This window comes from Pseudomonas phoenicis, from assembly GCF_047302395.1.
In the GTDB taxonomy this organism is placed as follows: Bacteria; Pseudomonadota; Gammaproteobacteria; order Pseudomonadales; family Pseudomonadaceae; genus Aquipseudomonas.
The window spans coordinates 1,513,576-1,532,921 of sequence record NZ_CP154852.1 but is presented as its reverse complement, the minus strand read 5'-3'; the positions used below and the strand labels follow the sequence as shown (position 1 = coordinate 1,532,921).

Genomic DNA, 19,346 nt, shown 5'->3' with positions numbered 1-19,346 from the left:
CGCAGGCAATCGATCAGGTGCGCCGTCCGATCACCGCTTCACTCAAGGAGCAGCGGACATGACCACCACACCCGTGCGCCCTGAATTCGAGAATGTCCTGGAGCCGCTGCACAGCGTGCCTCTGGAACGTCCGCTACCTTTCGCCCAGCGCCTGTGGCAGCACGGCTGGCTGCGCAAGGCGGTGATCCTGGCGTTGTTGGCGCTGCTCTGGGAGATCGCCGCACGCTACACCGACAACGACCTGCTGCTGCCCAGCTTCCTGCAAACCCTGGTGGCGTTCTGGGACGGCATGCTCAGCGGCGAACTGCCGGCCAAGGTGGCGGTGTCGCTGGTGGTGCTGCTCAAGGGCTACCTGATCGGCATCGTGCTGGCCTTCGGCCTGACCAGCCTGGCGGTGTCGACCCAGGTGGGCCGCGACCTGCTCGGCACTCTGACGTCGATGTTCAACCCCTTGCCGGCCATCGCCCTGCTGCCGCTGGCGCTGCTGTGGTTCGGCCTGGGCGACGGCAGCCTGATCTTCGTGCTGGTGCACTCGGTGCTGTGGGCGCTGGCGCTCAATACCTATGCAGGTTTTCTCGGCGTGTCGGAGACCTTGCGCATGGCCGGGCGCAACTACGGCCTGCGCGGTCTGCGCCTGGTGCTGTACGTGCTGGTGCCGGCGGCGCTGCCGTCGATCCTCTCGGGGCTCAAGATCGGCTGGGCCTTCGCCTGGCGCACGCTGATCGCCGCCGAGCTGGTGTTCGGCGCCAGCAGCGGCAAGGGCGGATTGGGCTGGTACGTGTTCCAGAACCGCAACGAGCTGTACACCGACAAGGTGTTCGCGGGGTTGGCGGTGGTGATCCTCATCGGCTTGCTGGTCGAAGGGCTGGTGTTCGATACCCTCGAACGCTGGACCGTGCGGCGCTGGGGCATGCAGCGCTGAGCCAACGCCCCGGCAGCAGAATCCCTCAGACTTGATAGCGCGCCGCCGCGCTGCTCAAGGTACGGGCGATTTCCTGGCGCAGGCTGAGCGGCTGCTCCACCAGCAGTCCCTCGCCCTGGCTCAACAACCACCAGCGCAGCGGCAGGCCATCGCTGACCGTGGCGCGCAGGCGATGGCCGTTTTCCAGCGCGGTGAGCCGCATGTCGGCGCTCAATGGCGCCTGACGCAGTTGCCGGGCCAGGGCGTCGCTGATCCAGGCTTGCAGCTGCAGGCCCGGCTCGGTGCCGGTCTGCAGGGCATCGGTGCGCAGATGGCCTTGCAGGTCGAAACTGCCGCGCAGCTCGCTACCCGCCGTGGCCGACCAGTGCCAGCCGAACGGAATGCTCTTGTCGTTGCGCTCGAGCGGGAAAATCAATGACAGCTCGTTGAGGTCGCGCTCGACGGTGCGCTTGCTGACGTTGAACCCTACGTCACGCAGGCTTTCGACCAGTTCGGCGCTGGTAATGCCCGGCGAGCGGCTCGGCAACTGTCGCAGCAGCGCCCATTGGCGGCTGAGGGTGGCGCGGGTCGTGGCGAACGGCAAATTGGAACGTCCTTGTCTAGGCTTGCCGCAATAGCATGGCGGCAGCGGGAAGGCATGGCAATTAGCCACGTCTCGCTCAGATCAAGTAACCGGCATTTGGTTGCCTGCCAAGGGATCGTTCGCGACAGGTTTCGTCGCGACATCGCGCAAGAATCAAAGACCATCGCAGTCGAGGTCGGGGTTGCGTCGCGGTCTGTTCAATGGGGATGAACATGTCACCTGCCAGCAACATCCACTCGCTGCTCGAACGTTTGCTGCCGTTATCCGTCAGCCCGGTGACCCCGCGCTTGGGGCGTCGCTCGCCCTTGTTCGCAGGCGTCGGGCTGCCGGTCGACGGTGTGCGCTGCGCGCGGGTGCGGCGGCTCGACGAGAGCGACGAGCCACAGGCGCTGTACCGTGACCTGCGCCACGCCGCCATACAAGGGGACGTGGCGGCACTCAACGACCTGGGCTGGGTGTGGCTCAACGGCAAGTACTGGCGTGCCGACCCTTTGCTGGCCAACCACCTGCTGCGCATGGCGGCGTTGCAAGGCTGTGCCACCGCTTGGTTCAACCTGGGCCAGCAGCATTACTTCGGCAAAGGCTTGGACATTTCCTATGTCGATGCCGTCGACTGTTACCAGCGCGCCTTCGCCTGCGGGATGGCCCATGCCGCCGCAGCCTTGGGCGATCTCTACGAAGAAGAGGTGTGCGACGGCGACCAGGCCTGGAGCGTCGACCTGACCGCCGCCCATCGGTGGTTCCTGCGCGGGGCCGAGCAGGGCGATGCGCGTTGCCGTTTCGAGGTGGGCTACCGGTTGCTGCACGGCGTGCAGGTCGAGGTCGATACGCTGGCCGCGCTGCACTGGCTGGAACTGGCCAGCACGGCGGGGGTGGTGCAGGCGGCCGAGGAACTGGCGCTGTATTTCAGTTGCGACAATGCGGCGCGGTCACAGCATTGGCGGGAGCGGGCGATCGAGTTGGGCAGGCGCCGGGCCGGGGCTAGGCCGGTCGAGGACCAGGCAGGGGGGTGAAGGGCGATCGTTCAGGCAAAGCCCGGGTGCCCTGGTGCTGACCGGGTGGGACGGACGGCTGGCGCGTCGATCCACTCGCGATTGGAAACTAGCTCGAGCAACGATGGCGCCCCAGATCCTGCGAGCACTGCACGAAGCCCATCACCTTCCCTGAACCCACACCCTGGTTCCGAGCTCTCATCCCTCGACGACGCAGCGCCTGCGTCTCGCCATCCAGCCCTCCGTGGTTGACGACAGGGGGTCGGGCAGGCGTATATTAATAGTTAGCAAACTATGAATTAAATCCTATCCCATGAATCTCGACTCCCTGCGCCTCAACGTCAGCAGCGGCATGGTCGTTGCCGCCCGGCAATGGCGGCGGCTGTGCCATAGCGCGTTGACCGGCTACGGCATTTCCGAAGCCTGCGCCATGCCGCTGCTGATGATCGTGCGCCTGGGCGACGGCGTGCACCAGGTGGCCGTGGCCCAGGCTGCCGGCCTCGAAGGCCCCTCCCTGGTGCGCCTGCTCGACCAGCTGTGCAGCGCCGGCCTGGTCCGCCGCAGTGCCGACCCCCACGACCGCCGCGCCAAAGCCCTGAGCCTGACCGCCAGCGGCCGCACGTTGGCCGAATCCATCGAGCAGGAACTGGTACGTCTGCGCCGCGCTGCGCTAAAGGACATCGACCAGGCCGACCTGGAGGCCGCCTTGCGCGTACTGCGCGCCTTCGAGACCGCAGGGGGAGCGCTGTGAAGGATTTCTTCAGCTCGGTTCCCCCGGCTCGCGACTGGTTCTACGGCGTACGCACCTTCGCCGCATCGATGATCGCCCTGTACATCGCCTTGCTCATGCAACTGCCACGGCCCTACTGGGCGATGGCCACGGTGTACATCGTCTCCAGCCCGTTCGTCGGCCCGACCAGCTCCAAAGCACTGTACCGCGCCTTGGGCACCCTGCTCGGTGCCGGCGGGGCGATCTTCCTGGTGCCGCCGCTGGTGCAGTCGCCCTTGCTGCTGAGCGCGGCGGTGGCGCTGTGGACCGGCACCTTGCTGTACCTCTCGCTCAACCTGCGCACCGCCAACAGCTACGTGTTCATGCTGGCTGGCTACACCCTGCCGATGATCGCTCTGGTGGTGGTCGACAACCCCACTGCGGTGTTCGATGTGGCCTCGTCGCGGGCCCAGGAAATCTGCCTGGGGATCGTCTGCGCCGCCGTGGTCGGGGCGATCTTCTGGCCGCGACGCCTGGCGCCGGTGGTGGTCGGTTCGACCGGCAACTGGTTCACCGAGGCCAAGCGCTACAGCGACCACTACCTGGCCCGTGCCAGTGATGGCGAACAGGCAGCGGGCATGCGCACGGCCATGGTCGCCACCTTCAACGGCCTGGAAGTGATGATCGGTCAGCTCGGCCATGAAGGTGCCGGCCCGCATTTGCTGAAGAACGTGCGCGAACTGCGCGGACGCATGATCCACCTGCTGCCGGTGATCGACGCCCTGGACGACGCCTTGCTCGCCTTGGAAAGCCGCGCGCCGGCGCGCTTCGTCGAACTGCTGCCGGCGCTGGCGCAGGCGCGCGAGTGGTTGCAGGCCAGCGCCGAGCAGCCTTCGCTGGCGCGCTGGAAAGACCTGCATGCCACCCTCGTGCACTTGCAACCGGCACCGCAGGCGTTGGCCCAGCGCGACCAACTGCTGCTGTCCAACGCCCTGTACCGCCTGGGCGAGTGGATCGACCTCTGGCAAGACTGCTGCACCTTGCAAAACGCCTTGCGCCAGGACGACGCCACGCCTTGGCGCGCGGTCTACCGCCATTGGCGCCTGGCCCGCCTGACGCCTTTCTTCGACCGCGGGCTGATGTTCTATTCGGTGTTCTCCACCTTCACCGCGATCCTGGTGGCCTGCGGCCTGTGGATCGGCCTGGGCTGGCACGACGGCGCCAGCGCGGTGATCCTCGCCGCCGTGGCGTGCAGCTTCTTCGCCGCCATGGACGACCCGGCACCGCAGATCTACCGGTTCTTCTTCTGGACGCTGATGTCGGTGATCTTCTCCAGCCTGTACCTGTTCCTGGTGCTGCCGAACCTGCACGACTTCCCCATGCTGGTGCTGGCCTTCGCCGTGCCCTTCATCTGCGTCGGCACCCTGACCGTGCAACCGCGCTTCTACCTGGGCACGCTGCTGACCATCGTCAACACCTCCACCTTCATCAGCATCCAGGGCGCCTACGACGCAGATTTCCTGGCCTTCATCAACGCCAACCTGGCCGGTCCCGTGGGGCTGCTGTTCGCCTTCATCTGGACATTGGTGCTGCGCCCCTTCGGTGTGGAGCTGGCGGCCAAGCGCATGACGCGCTTCGCCTGGCGCGACATCGTCGAGATGACCGTACCCGCCACCCTGGCCGAGCAACGCAAGGTCGGCGTGCAGATGCTCGACCGTTTGATGCAGCACCTGCCGCGTCTGGCGCAGACCGGCCAGGACACAGGCGTGGCGCTGCGCGACCTGCGCGTCGGCCTGAACCTGCTCGACCTGCAGGCGTACTTGCCGCGGGTCGGCGCGGATTCGCGCGAGCGCCTGCTGACGGTCATCGCGGAAGTGGGCGGGCATTACGCCGCCTGCCTGCGCGCCGGCGAGCGGCTGCACGCTTCGCCCGCCTTGCTGCGCAACATGGAACGCGCGCGCCAGCGCCTGGTGCTGGAGCCGGGCGACGAGCGCGGCGAGGCCCGTGCGCACTTGCTGTACGCCCTGAGCGGGTTGCGCCTGGCCTTGCTGCCCGGCGTGGAAGTGACCCTGGAGCCCAGCGAGCCGCTGGAACTGCCACCTGGCCTGGATGGAGCGCCGCTGTGATCGGTGATGTCGATGTCAGCGGGGTATTCCTGCCCACGCTGCTGGTGATGATGGTGTTCACCTACGTGCTGTTTCTCGGATTGCATGCGCTGCTGGTGCGCGTGCATTTCTACCGCCTGGTCTGGCACCGGGCGCTGTTCAACGTTGCTCTGTACGCCGTGCTCCTGAGCGCGGTCGACCACTTTTGCCGAAGCCTGATGCTGCCATGAAAAAACCAATGCTGACCCTGGGCCGTGTGGTCCTGACCTTGCTGGTCGTGAGCTTCGCCGCCGTGCTCGTGTGGCAGATGGTGAACTACTACCTGTTCGCCCCCTGGACCCGCGACGGGCACATCCGCGCCGACGTGATCCAGATCGCCCCGGACGTTTCCGGCCTGATCCAGAAGGTCGAAGTGCGCGACAACCAGGTGATCAAACGCGGCGACGTGCTGTTCACCATCGACCAGGACCGCTTCCGCCTGGCGCTGCGCCAGGCCCGGGCCACCCTCGGCGAGCGCCAGGAAACCCTGGCCCAGGCCACGCGCGAAACCCGCCGTAACCGCAAGCTGGGCAACCTGGTGGCCGCCGAACAGCTCGAAGAGAGCCAGTCGCGCGAAGCCCGCGCCCGCTCGGCGGTCAACGAAGCGCAGGTGGCGGTCGATTCGGCGCAGCTCAACCTGGACCGTTCGGTGATCCGCAGCCCGGTCGACGGCTATCTGAACGACCGCGCACCGCGCGCCCACGAATTCGTCACCGCCGGCCGCGCGGTGCTGGCGGTGGTCGACAGCGCCTCCTACCACGTCGATGGCTATTTCGAGGAAACCAAGCTCAGCGGCATCCGCGTCGGCGATGCCGTGGACATCCGCGTGATGGGCGATGCTACGCCCTTGCGCGGCCACGTGCAGAGCCTGGCCGCCGGCATCGAGGACCGCGACCGCAGCAGTGGCGCCAACCTCCTGCCCAACGTCAACCCGGCGTTCAGCTGGGTGCGCCTGGCCCAGCGCATTCCGGTGCGCATCGCCTTCGACGAGGTGCCGGCGGACTTCCGCATGATCGCCGGGCGCACCGCCACGGTGTCGATCGTCGAGGGGCAGCGGCCATGAAGCAGTGGATCGTGTTGGGCCTGGCCGCTTCGCTGGCGGCCTGTGCCACGGTCGGGCCGGACTACAAGCCGCCCAAGGACGCGGCCGTACAGCGCGAGGACCTCAACGGGCCGTTGCGCCAGGACGCCGACAGCGTGGTATCGGCGCCAGTGCCGCAAGACTGGTGGCGGCTGTACAAGGACCGGCAACTGGATGCGCTGGTGCAGCAGGCCCTGGCCGCCAACACCGACCTGCGCGTGGCCGCAGCGAACATCGCCAAAGCCCGTGCCCAGGTAGAGGTGGCAGAAGGCCGCGGTGGTTTCGAAGGCGGCGTGAAGCTGGGCGCGCAGCGCTTGCAGGAGTCGGGGGAGGCCTTCCTGCAGCCGGAAAAAGTGCCGGTCGACAACGTCGCCGACGCCGTGATCAGCGCCTCGTACCAGTTCGACCTGTGGGGCACCTTCAAGCGCGGCACCGAAGCGGCCAAGGCCAATGCCGACGCGGTGCAGGCCGCTGCCGACACGGCGCGCATCACCCTGGTGGCCGACGTGGTCAAGGCCTACACGCAAGTGTGCTCGGCCAACGAGGAATACCACATCGCCCGCGAGTCGCTGGATTTGCAGGAACAGAGCGTGCAACTCAACCAGCGCCTGCGCGACGCGGGGCGTGGCGACGAAACCCAGGTGACCCGCTCGCAGACCCAGTTCAAGTCGCTGCGCGCCGAACTGCCGCGCTTCAAGGCCGAGCGCGAAGCTGGGTTGTACACGCTGGCGGCATTGCTGGCCAAGCCGGTCGAGCAGTTGCCGGCCGGCGTCGCCGATTGCGCCGAGCTGCCGCACCTGGCGCAACTGCTGCCGGTGGGCGACGGCGCGGCCCTGCTCAAGCGCCGCCCCGACGTGCGCCAGGCCGAGCGCCAACTGGCGGCGGCCACGGCCAACATCGGCGTCGCCACGGGGGCGCTGTACCCGGACATCAGCTTCGGCGCACAGATCGGCACCATCGGCCTGGTCGACAACCTCGGCAAACCTTCGACCAACCGCTGGGGCTTCGGCCCGCAAGTGAGCTGGACCATCCCCACCAACACCACCCGCGCGCGCATCCGCGAGGCCGAAGCCTCGACCCAGGGCGCGCTGGCCCGCTTCGACGGCGTGGTGCTCAACGCCATCCGCGAAACCCAGACCCGCCTGGCACAGTACAGCGCGCTGCTGGAGCGACGCGAGGCGTTGCGGGATGCCGAACGCTCGGCCAAGGATGCGGCGGACCAGACGCACCGGTTCTATGAGGCAGGGCGGGCGTCGTTCCTGGCCGATCTGCAGGCGACGCGCACCTACACCGACATGCGCGCGCAGTTGGCGGCGGCGGATGCGCAGGTGGCGATGGGGCAGGTGGGGGTGTTTTTGGCGTTGGGTGGGGGGTGGAAGAACGCGCAAGGTGGAAACGGTGGCACCATAGAAAATATCTAATTTAAGGTTGCTATGGGGCGGCACCATGTGAAGCATTGGCGTCAAGCGAGCGCTTATCTGTAAAACAGCGTTTTAGTTTGTGGAAGGGAACTCCGTCCTGATTTCATTAGCCAACAGATCTAAAATTTCTGCTTCTGTTTTTTGATTTAATGTTTCCCATGTGGCGATCGTGCTCTCTTGCAGGTTTTTCGGAACTCCAAATTTTTTGAGCCTCCCGGGGAGAACGCTGTTGGCGAAACCGTAAGCGTACTCCGCTGCATGAATCAAGCCTAAATCTTCTAGTTCGGATCCTATAAGCAGATATTGCATGTTTTTTATATGGTAAGGTCTAGGTGCCTGTGGAGGATGAAAAATTCTCCAAGCTTCAGTTTCAGCAGTGTCCAACATCATTTTTACAGTCCGCGAGGCAGTCATTTTTTTATAGTTTTTACTCCCCGAACCGCCTAGGGATACGTATAGAGGCGAACCAACTAAAGAGGTCGAGATATTGGATCGTTTAGTTTTTGGGTGTGAAGCCGTAGATGTGCTAAGTGTTCGAGGAGGAAGAAAGCTTTGTGCTGGACTTGCCAGGTTCATCATTTTATGAAGACCAGGGTAAGTTTTTCCTGTGTGGTGATTATACATATGTCCGGAAGGATCCGAACGGTTTACAGGATCGCTTGCGCAATAGGCGTAACTATTTATTCCACCTTTGCTAAAAGGGCTGTGGTTGTCAGGTGAGTTGAAGCGCATTAGATTAGGGTTGAATGCTCTATACCCGTTTCCCAATAGATAGTTGTTTTCTAAATTTTCGCGGAGTTGTCCGGCGAAGCCTAGTTTTGTTTCATCAGCACATGTATTTGGATTGTGGCCATACGGCGTGTAGCTGATCTGCAATGATGTGAGTGCGGCCGTCACTTTTATCACGGTTTTTGAAACGTCGGTTGCCAAAATATTAGCAGCTGCCTGAGTATCACCGTGGATTTGCGCCAGTGGGAATAGCTGATTACGAAAAATACTTATGTGACCGCGTTCACCTGATTCGGTCTGAAAATGGTCGTTCTGATAGAAACGTTCGGTCTTGGTCGTTGTCTTCATTCTCGAACCTTGTGGACATAGGCTTTCAGGTGGTAGCTGAGTATGAGCTTGAGTTCAGCAACGCTTTTAGACAACTGACAAATTTGTCAGGTGAAGAAAGCACATCGATTGAACAGTTGCCATAGCTTTCGAAAAAGATGCTCTGATAGGCTTTAGGAATTATCCTACGACTGCTGCCGCGATTTCAGAATTGATAGGGATGAATTTCATAGCTAACGTCCCTCGTTCGCCCTCAAGGCGATCAGGGTGTGAGAACCCTGCTGTAAATATGTCGGCAGTAATGTCATGGCGGCCGTGCGCGGGCAGGCTTCGGTCTGGCCGGGTTTCCCATATTTACCGGTTTCTCACCCCGCGTACGGCTGCCACCCTTGTCTCGTGAGAAAGGTGTGGATGGCAGTTCCTTCAATAAATTGGGAGCTGTGCAATAAAGAAAATCGTCCCCGATCCGCCGTCTTCCCCCGTTGAATTCCCTCCCTACCTCAGCGTTCAAGAAGCTTTGGCCTACGCTGACACCCTGCTCAAAGACATCTATGAGACCGCTGAAGCTCACCGCATCCAACAGCCCGATGAGTCGGCCAAGGTCCTTGATTCAGTGATGGACTCCACGCTGATTGCCGCTGCGCTACTGATGCACGCTTCGCAGAAACTTCACACGTAACCCTCGCTCATGAAGGCGCTCGGCGCTCCGCGCAGCGGGCGTCTTTTCAGCTGCTTCCAGCTCACCGCGAATCTTTGCTCACAGATCGGCAGGCAACAGTTGGCGTTCGTCCCGATGTCGTTCAGGTGGTAGGGGATCAATCATGGGATTGGCTAAATGGCCCGCTGTGTCTGATGCTCAGTACAGTCGCTACAAGCATCGACTGCGACACGCCATAATGCCTCCATCTGATTAGTAGAGAACAAACCCATGCGCATCTGGATCGACGCCGACGCCTGCCCCCGTCCCGCCCGTGACCTGGTGGTCAAGTTCGCCCTCAAGCGCCAGCTACAAGTGATCATGGTGGCTGGCCAGGCCGTCGCCAAGCCCGCATTCGCCATCGTGCAACTGATCGTGGTACCCAGTGGCCCGGACGCGGCCGACGATTACCTGGTTGAGCATGCCGAGCCCGGCGAACTGGTGATCTGCAGCGACGTGCCGTTGGCCGACCGCTTGGTCAAGAAGGGTGTGGCTGCCCTCGACCCACGGGGCCGCGAGTTCGACGAGCGCAACATGGGCGACCGTCTGGCGGCACGCAACCTGTTCACCGAGTTGCGCGAGCTGGGCCAGGTTAGAGGAGGGCAGGCGCCTTATGGCGAGCGCGACAAACAGGCCTTCGCCAATGCACTGGATCGGATCCTTACTCGTCTGATCAGGACTTGACGGGTATTGGCTTGTCGGGACTGTCGGGGGAGAGCTGTAGCGCAGAGAACGCATTGCGCGAGCATGCGTGTTATCAGAGATCGTTTGGCTTCAGCCAAGCCTTCGCAGACTGCGCCAGCCCCGTTGGAGCGGCTTGAGCCGCGATGGGCGGCAGCGCCGCCCTACTTCGGGCACCTTGTGAGCATCTGGCGAAAACCGATCGCAGCTTTTGGGCCTGCTACGCAGGCCATCGCGGCTAAAGCCGCTCCAACAAGTTCGTAGCGAGCTTCGCGGCCGAGCAAAGCGCCGAACCGGCTCCAACAGCGGGATACCGGTTGGAAAGGGTTTGACTAAAAATCGATGGTCAATTCTTCAAACCCGCTGTGGGCGTCGCGGTCGTTACTGATCGCCTTCGTGGGTAATTTCTAGCACCCGGTCGACCAATTTATAAATGCCGCTGGCCGCATCGCTGATGTTGGTGGCGACCATGTAAGCCGGCGTCGTCACCAGCTTGCGCTGCACGTCTTCGACGATGTCGTGCACGTCGCACTCTTCGTGGGTGCCGCCCATCTTCACCACGGCTTCGCTGGTACCCGGGTCGTTGCCGATGGTGCACACCACACCAGGCCCGTAGATCTTGGCGGCCAGAGCAGGTGAGATGCAGATCAGCCCTACCGGCTTGTTCGCCGCGGCGAAGGCCTCGGCGACGTGCAGGACGTCGGGGTGAACGGTGCACTCGGTACCCTTCACGGCGAAGTCCGACAGGTTCTTCGCCGCGCCGAAGCCGCCAGGCACGATCAACGCGTCGAAGTCTTCCACCTTGGCCTCACGCAAATCCTTGATCTCGCCACGGGCGATGCGCGCCGACTCCACCAGTACGTTGCGGGTTTCGGCCATTTCTTCACCGGTCAGGTGGTCGATCACGTGCATCTGCGCCACGTTCGGCGCGAAGCACTGCACCTGGGCGCCGCGCTGGTCGAGGCGCAGCAGGGTGATGACGCTTTCCTGGATCTCGGCGCCGTCGTAGACGCCGCAGCCAGACAGGATCACCGCAACTTTTTTGCTCATGTTTTCATCTCCGGGACGGGCCGCTGACTGTATCCCGTTGGAACGCAAACGCCTAAGGGTGTTCAGTCACACGCTCAGCGCTGCTCGTGCTCGGTATCCGCATCGGGGCGTTTGGGGCGGGTGTCTTCGGCCTGGGCCGCGAGGGCTGCGGCGGCACGTTCGGCGCGCTCGGCCCGCTGGTTGCGCACGTAGCGGCGTATCCACAGGCCCAGGCCCAGCACCAGCAGGATGCCGAGCACCCACAGCTCGTACTTCTTCACATTGCCCAGCAGGCCTTCGAGGATGGCGCCGAAGTGATAGGCCGCCGCGCCCAGCGCCAGGGCCCAGACGGCGGCGCCGATGCCGTTGAGCAGCAGATAGCGGCGCGGCGGATAGCCCGACAGGCCGATGGCCACCGGCATGACCGTGCGCAGGCCGTAGACGAAGCGGAAGCTCAGCACCCAGATGTCGGGGTGGCGGCGGATGTGGTCCAGCGCCTTGTCGCCCATGGCCTGCCAGCGCGGCCTGCGCGCCAGGATGGCGCGACCGTGGCGGCGGCCCATGAAATACCACAGCTGGTCGCCGGCGTAGCTGCCGAAGAACGCAACCACCACTACCCAGCTGATGTCCATGTAACCGCGGAACGCGAGGAATCCCGCAAGCACCAGGATGGTCTCGCCTTCAAAAAACGTGCCGAGAAATAGGGCAAAGTAGCCAAAATCGTGCAGGAATTGTTGAAGCATGGCATGGGGGGGCTGGCGAAATGAACGCGCAGCCTACCCCTTAGTGGACGTGGGGGAAAGTGTCCAAATGTGTCCTGACGTGAACATTTCCTACACGCTTGCGGCATGCGTCCACGAGTCGCAGGGTTGTCCTTCCCTGTCATGCAGGGGTCATAATGGCCGCTTATAACTGTCGCGCCGCCCGCCTGCGCGGGCTCAGGAGTCTGCCGTGAGCTTTACCCCCGCCAACCGTATGTTTCCTGCCACCCGTTTGCGCCGTAACCGTCGGGACGAATTTTCCCGTCGCTTGGTGCGTGAAAACGTCCTGACCGTCGATGACCTGATTTTGCCGGTGTTCGTGCTCGACGGCGAAAACCGCCGCGAAAGCATCGCCTCCATGCCGGGCGTCGAGCGTCTGTCCATCGACTTGCTGCTCGAAGCGGCGCAGGAGTGGGTGGCACTGGGCATCCCGGCCCTGGCGCTGTTCCCCGTCACGCCGACGGAAAAGAAATCGCTCGACGGCGCCGAGGCCTGGAACCCGGACGGCATCGCCCAGCGCGCCACCCGAGCCCTGCGCGAGCGCTTCCCGGAGCTGGGCGTGATCACCGACGTGGCGCTCGATCCGTTCACCACGCATGGCCAGGACGGCATCCTCGACGAAGACGGCTACGTGCAGAACGACATCACCGTCGACGCGCTGGTGCGCCAGGCGCTGTCCCACGCCGAGGCCGGTGCGCAGGTGGTGGCGCCATCCGACATGATGGACGGCCGCCTGGGCGCGATCCGCGAAGCCCTGGAAGTGGCCGGTCACGTCAACGTGCGCATCATGGCCTACTCGGCCAAGTATGCCAGCGCCTACTACGGCCCGTTCCGCGACGCGGTCGGCTCGGCGCTGAACCTGGGCAAAGCCAACAAGGCCTCCTACCAGATGGACCCTGCCAACAGCGACGAGGCCCTGCACGAAGTGGCCACGGACCTGGCCGAAGGTGCTGACATGGTCATGGTCAAACCGGGCATGCCGTACCTGGACATCGTTCATCGGGTCAAAACCGAATTCAAGGTGCCGACCTTCGTGTACCAGGTCAGCGGCGAGTACGCCATGCACCAAGGCGCCATCGACAACGGCTGGCTCAGCGAGGCGGTGATCCTCGAATCGCTGACCGCTTTCAAACGCGCAGGGGCCGATGGCATCCTGACCTACTTCGCCGTGCGTGCGGCGCAATTGCTCAGAGGGCAGTAAGCCCGCACCGGCGCGTCCCCATGGGCCGTCCTACAGGAATTAGCGATGAATAACGAAGTGCCAAGCCCGGTCGAAGCCAAAAGCCTGCGAGCCGCTCCCGAAGAACTCACGCAGACCCCACCGGACCTGACGCCGACGCCCGAGCCGGTCATGGAGGTCGTCGCAACGGTGCCCGCGCCGGTGATCAGCGTGCCGAGCCTGGACGACAGCAGCCTGTACATTCATCGCGAACTCTCGCAGCTGCAGTTCAACATCCGCGTCCTGGAACAGGCGCTGGACGAGAGCTATCCGCTGCTCGAGCGGCTCAAGTTCCTGCTGATCTTCTCCAGCAACCTCGACGAGTTCTTCGAAATTCGCGTGGCGGGCCTGAAAAAACAGATCACCTTCGCCCGCGAACTGGCCGGTGCCGACGGCCTGCAACCGCACCAGGCCCTGGCGCGCATCAGCGAGCTGGTGCACTTCGAAGTGGACCGGCAGTACGCCATCCTCAACGACGTGCTGCTGCCGGAAATGGAAAAGCATCAGATCCGCTTCATCCGCCGCCGCTACTGGACGCCCAAACTCAAAAGCTGGGTGCGCCGCTACTTCCGCGACGAGATCGCGCCGATCATCACCCCGATCGGCCTGGACCCGACCCACCCGTTCCCGCTGCTGGTGAATAAAAGCCTGAACTTCATCGTCGAGTTGGAAGGGGTGGACGCCTTCGGCCGCGACTCGGGCCTGGCCATCATTCCGGCGCCGCGCCTGCTGCCGCGGGTGATCCGCGTGCCGGAAGAGGTGGGCGGCACGGGCGCCAACCATGTGTTTCTGTCGTCGATGATCCACGCCCACGCCGACGACCTGTTCCAGGGCATGAAGGTCAAGGGCTGCTACCAGTTCCGCCTGACCCGCAACGCCGACCTGGCGCTGGACTCCGAAGACGTCGACGACCTGGCCCGCGCCCTGCGCGGCGAGCTGTTCTCGCGCCGCTATGGCGATGCGGTGCGCCTGGAAGTGGCCGACACCTGCCCCAAACACCTGTCCGACTACCTGCTCAAGCAGTTCAACCTGAGCGAAAGCGAGCTGTACCAGGTCAACGGCCCGGTCAACCTGACCCGCCTGTTCAGCATCACCGGGCTGGACAGCCACCCGCAGCTGCAATACGTCCCGTTCACTCCGGCGATTCCGAAAATCCTGCAGAACGCCGACAACATCTTCAGCGTCATCAGCAAGCAGGACGTGCTGCTGATGCACCCGTTCGAATCCTTCACGCCGGTGGTCGACCTGCTGCGCCAGGCCGCTAAAGATCCACACGTGCTGGCGGTGCGCCAGACCCTGTACCGCAGCGGTGCCAACTCGGAAATCGTCGACGCCCTGGTCGATGCCGCGCGCAACGGCAAGGAAGTCACCGCGGTGATCGAGCTGCGCGCGCGCTTCGACGAAGAGTCCAACCTGCAGATGGCCAGCCGCCTGCAAGCGGCCGGTGCGGTGGTGATCTACGGTGTGGTCGGCTTCAAGACCCACGCCAAGATGATGCTCATCCTGCGCCGCGAGCAGGGCGACATCGTCCGTTACGCGCACCTGGGCACCGGCAACTACCACGCCGGCAACGCCCGCCTGTACACCGACTACAGCATGCTCACCTCGGATGCGGCGCTGACCGAAGACGTCGGCAAGCTGTTCAGCCAGTTGATCGGCATGGGCAAGACACTGCGCATGAAGAAGCTCCTGCACGCGCCCTTCACCCTGAAGAAGGGCATGCTCGACATGATCGCCCGGGAAACCCAGTTCGCCCTGGACGGCAAACCGGCGCACATCATCGCCAAGTTCAACTCCCTCACCGATGCCAAGGTCATCAAGGCGCTGTACAAGGCCAGCCAGTCCGGCGTGCGCATCGATCTGGTGGTGCGCGGCATGTGCTGCCTGCGGCCTGGCATTCCAGGGGTGTCGCACAACATCCACGTGCGCTCGATCATCGGCCGCTTCCTGGAACACACGCGGGTGTTCTACTTCCTCAATGGCGGGGAAGAGCAGATCTACCTGTCCAGTGCCGACTGGATGGAGCGCAACCTCGACAAGCGCGTCGAGACTTGCTTCCCGGTAGAGGGCAAGAAGCTGCTGCTGCGGGTGAAGAAGGAGCTGGAAAGCTACCTGACCGACAACACCCACGCTTGGGCCTTGCAGCCCGACGGGCGCTACGTGCGCAGCACGCCGACCGGCAACCAGAACTCGCGCAACGCCCAGGCGACTCTTTTGGAGCGCCTGAGCAACCCGGTCCTCAACGTACGCTGAGGTCGAAGCCGACCCGGGTCAGCCACTGCGCCTCGTTGGCGAAGTCGGCCTGGGTCAGCGGGTGCTGTTCCAGCCAGCCTTGCGGGAAAATCACTTCCAGGCTGCGCTCGCCCGCTTGCAGCGTCACGGTGGGCATCTGCTGCGTGCCACGGATGTGGTGGAACAGGATGGCGAAGCGCAGCAGCACGCACAGGCGAATCAACTGCACGCTGTCCTCGCCGAAATCGGCGAAGCGGTCCTTGGGGATGTTGCGCCGGTGGCCGCGTACCAGCAGGGCCAGCATTTGCTGATCTTCGCGGGAGAAGCCGGCCAGGTCCGAGTGCTCGATCAGATAGGCGCCATGCTTGTGATAGTGGTAGTGGGCGATGTCCAGGCCCACCTCGTGCACTTTCGCCGCCCAGCCGAGCAGGTCGCGCCAGTTGCCGTCGTCCAGTTGCCAGGCACCGGCGACCTGGTCGAAGGCGTGCAGCGCTTTGCGCTCGACGCGCACCGCCTGGTCCTGGTCGACGTGGTAGCGCTCCATCAACGAATTGAGGGTGCGTTCGCGTACGTCCTCATGGTGGTGGCGCCCTAGCAGGTCGAACAGCACGCCCTCGCGCAGGGCGCCGTCGCAGTGCTCCATGCGCGCCAGTTCCAGGGCGTCGAAGATCGCTTCGAGAATCGCCAGGCCTGCGGGGAAGATCGTGCGCCGGTCGGGCTTCACGCCGTCGAAGTCGATCTTGTCGATGTCGCCGAGTTTGAACAGTTTGCGCTTGAGCCAGGCCAGGCCGTCGGCATTGACTTCGCCGCTGCCTTGCCCTGCGGCCTTGATGGCGGTGGCGATGGCGCGGATGGTACCCGACGAGCCGATGGCTTCGTCCCAGGTCAGGCGGTGCAGGGCATTCTCGATGCTCATCAGCTCCAGGCGCGCGGCGGTGTAGGCCTGGGCATAGCGCGCCGGGGTGATCTTGCCGTCGCGGAAATAGCGCTGGGTGAAACTCACGCAGCCCATCTGCAGGCTTTCGCGCAGTAGCGGCTCGAAGCGCTGGCCGATGATGAATTCGGTGCTGCCGCCGCCGATGTCGGCCACCAGGCGCTTGCCGGGGGTGTCGGCCAGGGTATGGGACACGCCCAGGTAGATGAGACGCGCCTCTTCGCGCCCGGAGATCACTTCCACCGGGTGGCCGAGGATGGCTTCGGCGCGCTGGATGAACACCGCCCGGTTGCGCGCCTCGCGCAGGGCGTTGGTGCCGACGATGCGCACCGATCCCGGCGGCATGCCATGGATCAGCTGGGCGAAGCGCTTGAGACACTCCAGACCACGTTCCATAGCCTCTTCGCTGAGCAGGCGCTCCTCGCTGATGCCGGCGGCGAGCTGCACCTTTTCGCCCAGGCGTTCGAGAATGCGGATCTCGGTATGGTGTGCCTTGGCCACTACCATGTGGAAACTGTTGGAGCCGAGGTCGATGGCGGCGATCAACGACAAGCTCTTCGCGTTTTTATGCGGCATGATCTGGGGATTCTCGGTCGATAACTCGGCAATCGTGCCACGATCGTCGGCCTTCGCCAACGCACCATGCATCGTGCCTTGATGCAGGACAAGCGCATGAGGGCCTGCGCAGCGTTCGACGCCGTGCGTGCGAAAGGGCACATCCGTCCATTCGTCTCGGCGAAAGAATATGGAGTCTGGGTTGTGACAACCGTGTCCACGCTTGATTCGTCCGCTCTTGCGTCGCGATAGTCATAGTCAATCGGACGTCACTTCCGGTAAAACGTGGGGCCAGCTATGATGGACGACGATTTTGCCTTATGACCTGGAGATATCCATGAGCAGCGATCTTATCAAACACGTCACCGACGCCACGTTCGAGGCCGAAGTCCTGAAGGCCGAAACGCCGGTGCTGGTCGACTACTGGGCCGAATGGTGCGGCCCCTGCAAGATGATCGCGCCGGTACTGGACGACATCGCCAGCACCTACGAAGGCAAGCTGGTCGTCGCCAAGCTGAACATCGACGAAAACGCCGAAACCCCGGCCAAGCACGGCGTGCGCGGCATCCCGACCCTGATGCTGTTCAAGAACGGTAACGTCGAAGCGACCAAGGTCGGCGCCCTGTCCAAATCGCAGCTGACAGCCTTCCTCGACGCCAATCTGTGATGCAGTGAGAGCCCCGGAATCCCGGGGCTTTTCTTTTTCCGTCCCCTAGACGCCGAAAAAAGCAAGTGTTACATTCGGCCTCGCACTGCTTCTCCAGTGCCCCCTGCACGCCGTCGCCGACGCACTCCCAATTCGAATCAGTACGCGATCCTGTCGCCAATCTTGCGGCGCGGCTTCATTAAGCCAGAAGCTTAATTCCCCCCTTCTTACATGATTACGTCACTCCCTCTATGAATCTGACAGAACTCAAGCAAAAGCCGATTACCGATCTGCTGGAAATGGCCGAGCAGATGGGCATCGAAAACATGGCCCGTTCGCGCAAGCAGGACGTGATCTTCTCCCTGCTGAAAAAACACGCGAAAAGCGGCGAAGAGATCTCGGGTGACGGCGTGCTGGAGATTCTCCAGGATGGATTCGGTTTCCTGCGTTCGGCAGACGCTTCGTACCTGGCCGGCCCCGACGACATCTATGTCTCGCCGAGCCAGATCCGCCGCTTCAACTTGCGCACCGGTGACACCATCGTTGGCAAGATTCGCCCGCCGAAGGAAGGTGAGCGTTACTTCGCGTTGCTGAAGGTCGACACCATCAACTTCGACCGCCCGGAAAACGCCAAGAACAAGATTCTGTTCGAGAACCTGACCCCTCTGTTCCCGAACAAGCGCCTGAAGATGGAAGCCGGCAACGGTTCCACCGAAGACCTGACCGGCCGCGTGATCGACCTCTGCGCGCCCATCGGCAAAGGCCAGCGCGGCCTGATCGTCGCACCGCCCAAGGCCGGTAAGACCATCATGCTGCAGAACATCGCGGCCAACATCACCCGCAACAATCCCGAGTGCCACCTGATCGTCCTGCTGATCGACGAGCGCCCGGAAGAAGTGACCGAAATGCAGCGCACCGTGCGTGGCGAAGTGGTCGCCTCGACCTTCGACGAGCCGCCGACCCGCCACGTGCAGGTCGCCGAAATGGTCATCGAGAAGGCCAAGCGTTTGGTCGAGCACAAGAAGGACGTGGTCATCCTGCTCGACTCCATCACCCGTTTGGCGCGAGCCTACAACACCGTGATCCCGAGCTCCGGCAAGGTCCTCACCGGTGGTGTCGACGCCCATGCCCTGGAGAAGCCCAAGCGTTTCTTCGGCGCCGCGCGCAACATCGAGGAAGGCGGTTCGCTGACCATCATCGCCACCGCGCTGGTCGAGACCGGCTCGAAGATGGATGAAGTGATCTACGAAGAGTTCAAGGGTACCGGCAACATGGAGCTGCCCCTGGACCGTCGCATCGCCGAGAAGCGCGTGTTCCCGGCCATCAACATCAACCGCTCCGGTACCCGCCGCGAAGAGCTGCTGACCGCCGACGACGAGCTGCAGCGCATGTGGATTCTGCGCAAGCTGCTGCACCCGATGGACGAAATCGCCGCCATCGAGTTCTTGATCGACAAGCTCAAGCAGACCAAGACCAACGACGAGTTCTTCCTGTCGATGAAGCGCAAGTGACATTGGCTGTCTAAGGCGCCTGGAAGGGCAATGCCCGTCAGTTAAGCCGAAATAGTGTTGATTGGGGCTGCTTTGCAGCCCATCGCGGCTGAAGCCGCTCCTACAGAACTGGCGCAATCCTGTAGGAGCGGCTTCAGCCGCGATGGGCCGCCAGGCGGCCCCAATTGCTTGAA

17 protein-coding genes are annotated in these 19,346 nt (G+C 63.4%); 12 read left to right on the top strand and 5 right to left on the bottom strand.

All coding sequences use genetic code 11. The features are described 5' to 3' along the window. The first annotated feature begins 58 nt into the window (after positions 1-58). Positions 59-922 (top strand): ABC transporter permease, encoded by an 864-nt coding sequence (locus AA0Z93_RS06945; protein WP_413045798.1) that lies wholly within the window; start codon positions 59-61, stop codon positions 920-922. Positions 923-947: 25 nt separating this feature from the next. Here AA0Z93_RS06945 and AA0Z93_RS06940 read toward each other — a convergent pair whose 3' ends face one another. Then, positions 948-1,505 carry a WYL domain-containing protein gene (locus AA0Z93_RS06940; RefSeq protein ID WP_413045799.1) on the bottom strand — a complete coding sequence of 186 codons (558 nt, stop codon included), beginning with the start codon at positions 1,503-1,505 and terminating at the stop codon, positions 948-950. Between the two features lie 212 nt (positions 1,506-1,717). Between AA0Z93_RS06940 and AA0Z93_RS06935 the strand changes: the two genes are divergently transcribed. From AA0Z93_RS06935 to AA0Z93_RS06910, 6 genes are all read left to right on the top strand, one after another. Then, on the top strand, positions 1,718-2,518 hold the full coding sequence (locus tag AA0Z93_RS06935) for a tetratricopeptide repeat protein (protein WP_413045800.1): 801 nt from the start codon (positions 1,718-1,720) through the stop codon (positions 2,516-2,518). 292 nt (positions 2,519-2,810) lie between these two features. After that, the gene (locus AA0Z93_RS06930; RefSeq protein WP_413045801.1) at positions 2,811-3,248 is read left to right on the top strand and encodes a MarR family winged helix-turn-helix transcriptional regulator; all 438 of its coding nucleotides are present in this window, start codon (positions 2,811-2,813) and stop codon (positions 3,246-3,248) included. Beyond that, positions 3,245-5,332, top strand: a complete 2,088-nt coding sequence (locus tag AA0Z93_RS06925; protein ID WP_413045802.1) for an FUSC family protein — start codon at positions 3,245-3,247, stop codon at positions 5,330-5,332. The genes AA0Z93_RS06930 and AA0Z93_RS06925 overlap by 4 nt, the downstream gene beginning before the upstream one ends. Further along, positions 5,329-5,541, top strand: coding sequence for a DUF1656 domain-containing protein (locus AA0Z93_RS06920; RefSeq protein ID WP_296266823.1), 213 nt, complete (start codon positions 5,329-5,331; stop codon positions 5,539-5,541). Before AA0Z93_RS06925 ends, AA0Z93_RS06920 begins: the two co-directional genes overlap by 4 nt. Then, a complete protein-coding gene (locus tag AA0Z93_RS06915; RefSeq protein ID WP_413045803.1) occupies positions 5,538-6,413 on the top strand; it encodes an efflux RND transporter periplasmic adaptor subunit in 876 nt (291 codons plus the stop codon). The genes AA0Z93_RS06920 and AA0Z93_RS06915 overlap by 4 nt, the downstream gene beginning before the upstream one ends. Beyond that, positions 6,410-7,852: an efflux transporter outer membrane subunit gene (locus AA0Z93_RS06910; protein ID WP_413045804.1), complete on the top strand. Its 1,443-nt coding sequence runs from the start codon at positions 6,410-6,412 to the stop codon at positions 7,850-7,852. The genes AA0Z93_RS06915 and AA0Z93_RS06910 overlap by 4 nt, the downstream gene beginning before the upstream one ends. Before the next feature lie 72 nt (positions 7,853-7,924). On the opposite strand, the gene AA0Z93_RS06905 is transcribed toward AA0Z93_RS06910, so the two are convergent. Then, entirely contained in the window at positions 7,925-8,929 is a 1,005-nt protein-coding gene (locus AA0Z93_RS06905; RefSeq protein ID WP_413045805.1) for an RHS repeat-associated core domain-containing protein, read from the bottom strand. Positions 8,930-9,836: 907 nt separating this feature from the next. On the opposite strand from AA0Z93_RS06905, the gene AA0Z93_RS06900 reads away from it, so the two are divergent. After that, entirely contained in the window at positions 9,837-10,289 is a 453-nt protein-coding gene (locus AA0Z93_RS06900) for a YaiI/YqxD family protein (protein ID WP_413045806.1), read from the top strand. 378 nt (positions 10,290-10,667) lie between these two features. Here AA0Z93_RS06900 and elbB read toward each other — a convergent pair whose 3' ends face one another. Both elbB and AA0Z93_RS06890 read right to left on the bottom strand, forming a co-directional pair. Continuing rightward, positions 10,668-11,336 carry an isoprenoid biosynthesis glyoxalase ElbB gene (elbB, locus tag AA0Z93_RS06895; protein WP_413045807.1) on the bottom strand — a complete coding sequence of 223 codons (669 nt, stop codon included), beginning with the start codon at positions 11,334-11,336 and terminating at the stop codon, positions 10,668-10,670. A gap of 74 nt (positions 11,337-11,410) precedes the next feature. Further along, on the bottom strand, positions 11,411-12,058 hold the full coding sequence (locus AA0Z93_RS06890) for a DedA family protein (RefSeq protein ID WP_413045808.1): 648 nt from the start codon (positions 12,056-12,058) through the stop codon (positions 11,411-11,413). Between the two features lie 208 nt (positions 12,059-12,266). Here AA0Z93_RS06890 and hemB point away from each other — a divergent pair, with 208 nt between their 5' ends. Both hemB and ppk1 read left to right on the top strand, forming a co-directional pair. After that, positions 12,267-13,277: a porphobilinogen synthase gene (gene hemB, locus AA0Z93_RS06885; RefSeq protein ID WP_413045809.1), complete on the top strand. Its 1,011-nt coding sequence runs from the start codon at positions 12,267-12,269 to the stop codon at positions 13,275-13,277. Positions 13,278-13,322: 45 nt separating this feature from the next. After that, positions 13,323-15,548, top strand: coding sequence for a polyphosphate kinase 1 (gene ppk1, locus AA0Z93_RS06880; RefSeq protein ID WP_413045810.1), 2,226 nt, complete (start codon positions 13,323-13,325; stop codon positions 15,546-15,548). On the opposite strand, the gene ppx is transcribed toward ppk1, so the two are convergent. Then, positions 15,535-17,037, bottom strand: coding sequence for an exopolyphosphatase (ppx, locus tag AA0Z93_RS06875; RefSeq protein WP_413045811.1), 1,503 nt, complete (start codon positions 17,035-17,037; stop codon positions 15,535-15,537). The two genes, ppk1 and ppx, sit on opposite strands and share 14 nt — an antisense overlap. Before the next feature lie 316 nt (positions 17,038-17,353). Between ppx and trxA the strand changes: the two genes are divergently transcribed. Both trxA and rho read left to right on the top strand, forming a co-directional pair. Further along, on the top strand, positions 17,354-17,683 hold the full coding sequence (gene trxA / locus AA0Z93_RS06870) for a thioredoxin TrxA (RefSeq protein WP_413045812.1): 330 nt from the start codon (positions 17,354-17,356) through the stop codon (positions 17,681-17,683). A 230-nt stretch (positions 17,684-17,913) separates the two neighbouring features. After that, entirely contained in the window at positions 17,914-19,173 is a 1,260-nt protein-coding gene (gene rho, locus AA0Z93_RS06865; RefSeq protein ID WP_181111034.1) for a transcription termination factor Rho, read from the top strand. Positions 19,174-19,346 lie beyond the last annotated feature (173 nt).

Excerpts from the sequence above, each read along its gene's own strand:
- AA0Z93_RS06900 (WP_413045806.1), top strand. The coding sequence starts at position 9,837 with ATGCGCATCTGGATCGACGCCGACGCCTGCCCCCGTCCCGCCCGTGAC.
- AA0Z93_RS06905 (WP_413045805.1), bottom strand. The coding sequence starts at position 8,929 with ATGAAGACAACGACCAAGACCGAACGTTTCTATCAGAACGACCATTTT.
- AA0Z93_RS06930 (WP_413045801.1), top strand. The coding sequence starts at position 2,811 with ATGAATCTCGACTCCCTGCGCCTCAACGTCAGCAGCGGCATGGTCGTT.
- ppx (WP_413045811.1), bottom strand. The coding sequence starts at position 17,037 with ATGCCGCATAAAAACGCGAAGAGCTTGTCGTTGATCGCCGCCATCGAC.
- elbB (WP_413045807.1), bottom strand. The coding sequence starts at position 11,336 with ATGAGCAAAAAAGTTGCGGTGATCCTGTCTGGCTGCGGCGTCTACGAC.
- rho (WP_181111034.1), top strand. The coding sequence starts at position 17,914 with ATGAATCTGACAGAACTCAAGCAAAAGCCGATTACCGATCTGCTGGAA.
- AA0Z93_RS06915 (WP_413045803.1), top strand. The coding sequence starts at position 5,538 with ATGAAAAAACCAATGCTGACCCTGGGCCGTGTGGTCCTGACCTTGCTG.
- AA0Z93_RS06910 (WP_413045804.1), top strand. The coding sequence starts at position 6,410 with ATGAAGCAGTGGATCGTGTTGGGCCTGGCCGCTTCGCTGGCGGCCTGT.
- trxA (WP_413045812.1), top strand. The coding sequence starts at position 17,354 with ATGAGCAGCGATCTTATCAAACACGTCACCGACGCCACGTTCGAGGCC.
- AA0Z93_RS06945 (WP_413045798.1), top strand. The coding sequence starts at position 59 with ATGACCACCACACCCGTGCGCCCTGAATTCGAGAATGTCCTGGAGCCG.
- AA0Z93_RS06890 (WP_413045808.1), bottom strand. The coding sequence starts at position 12,058 with ATGCTTCAACAATTCCTGCACGATTTTGGCTACTTTGCCCTATTTCTC.
- AA0Z93_RS06935 (WP_413045800.1), top strand. The coding sequence starts at position 1,718 with ATGTCACCTGCCAGCAACATCCACTCGCTGCTCGAACGTTTGCTGCCG.
- ppk1 (WP_413045810.1), top strand. The coding sequence starts at position 13,323 with ATGAATAACGAAGTGCCAAGCCCGGTCGAAGCCAAAAGCCTGCGAGCC.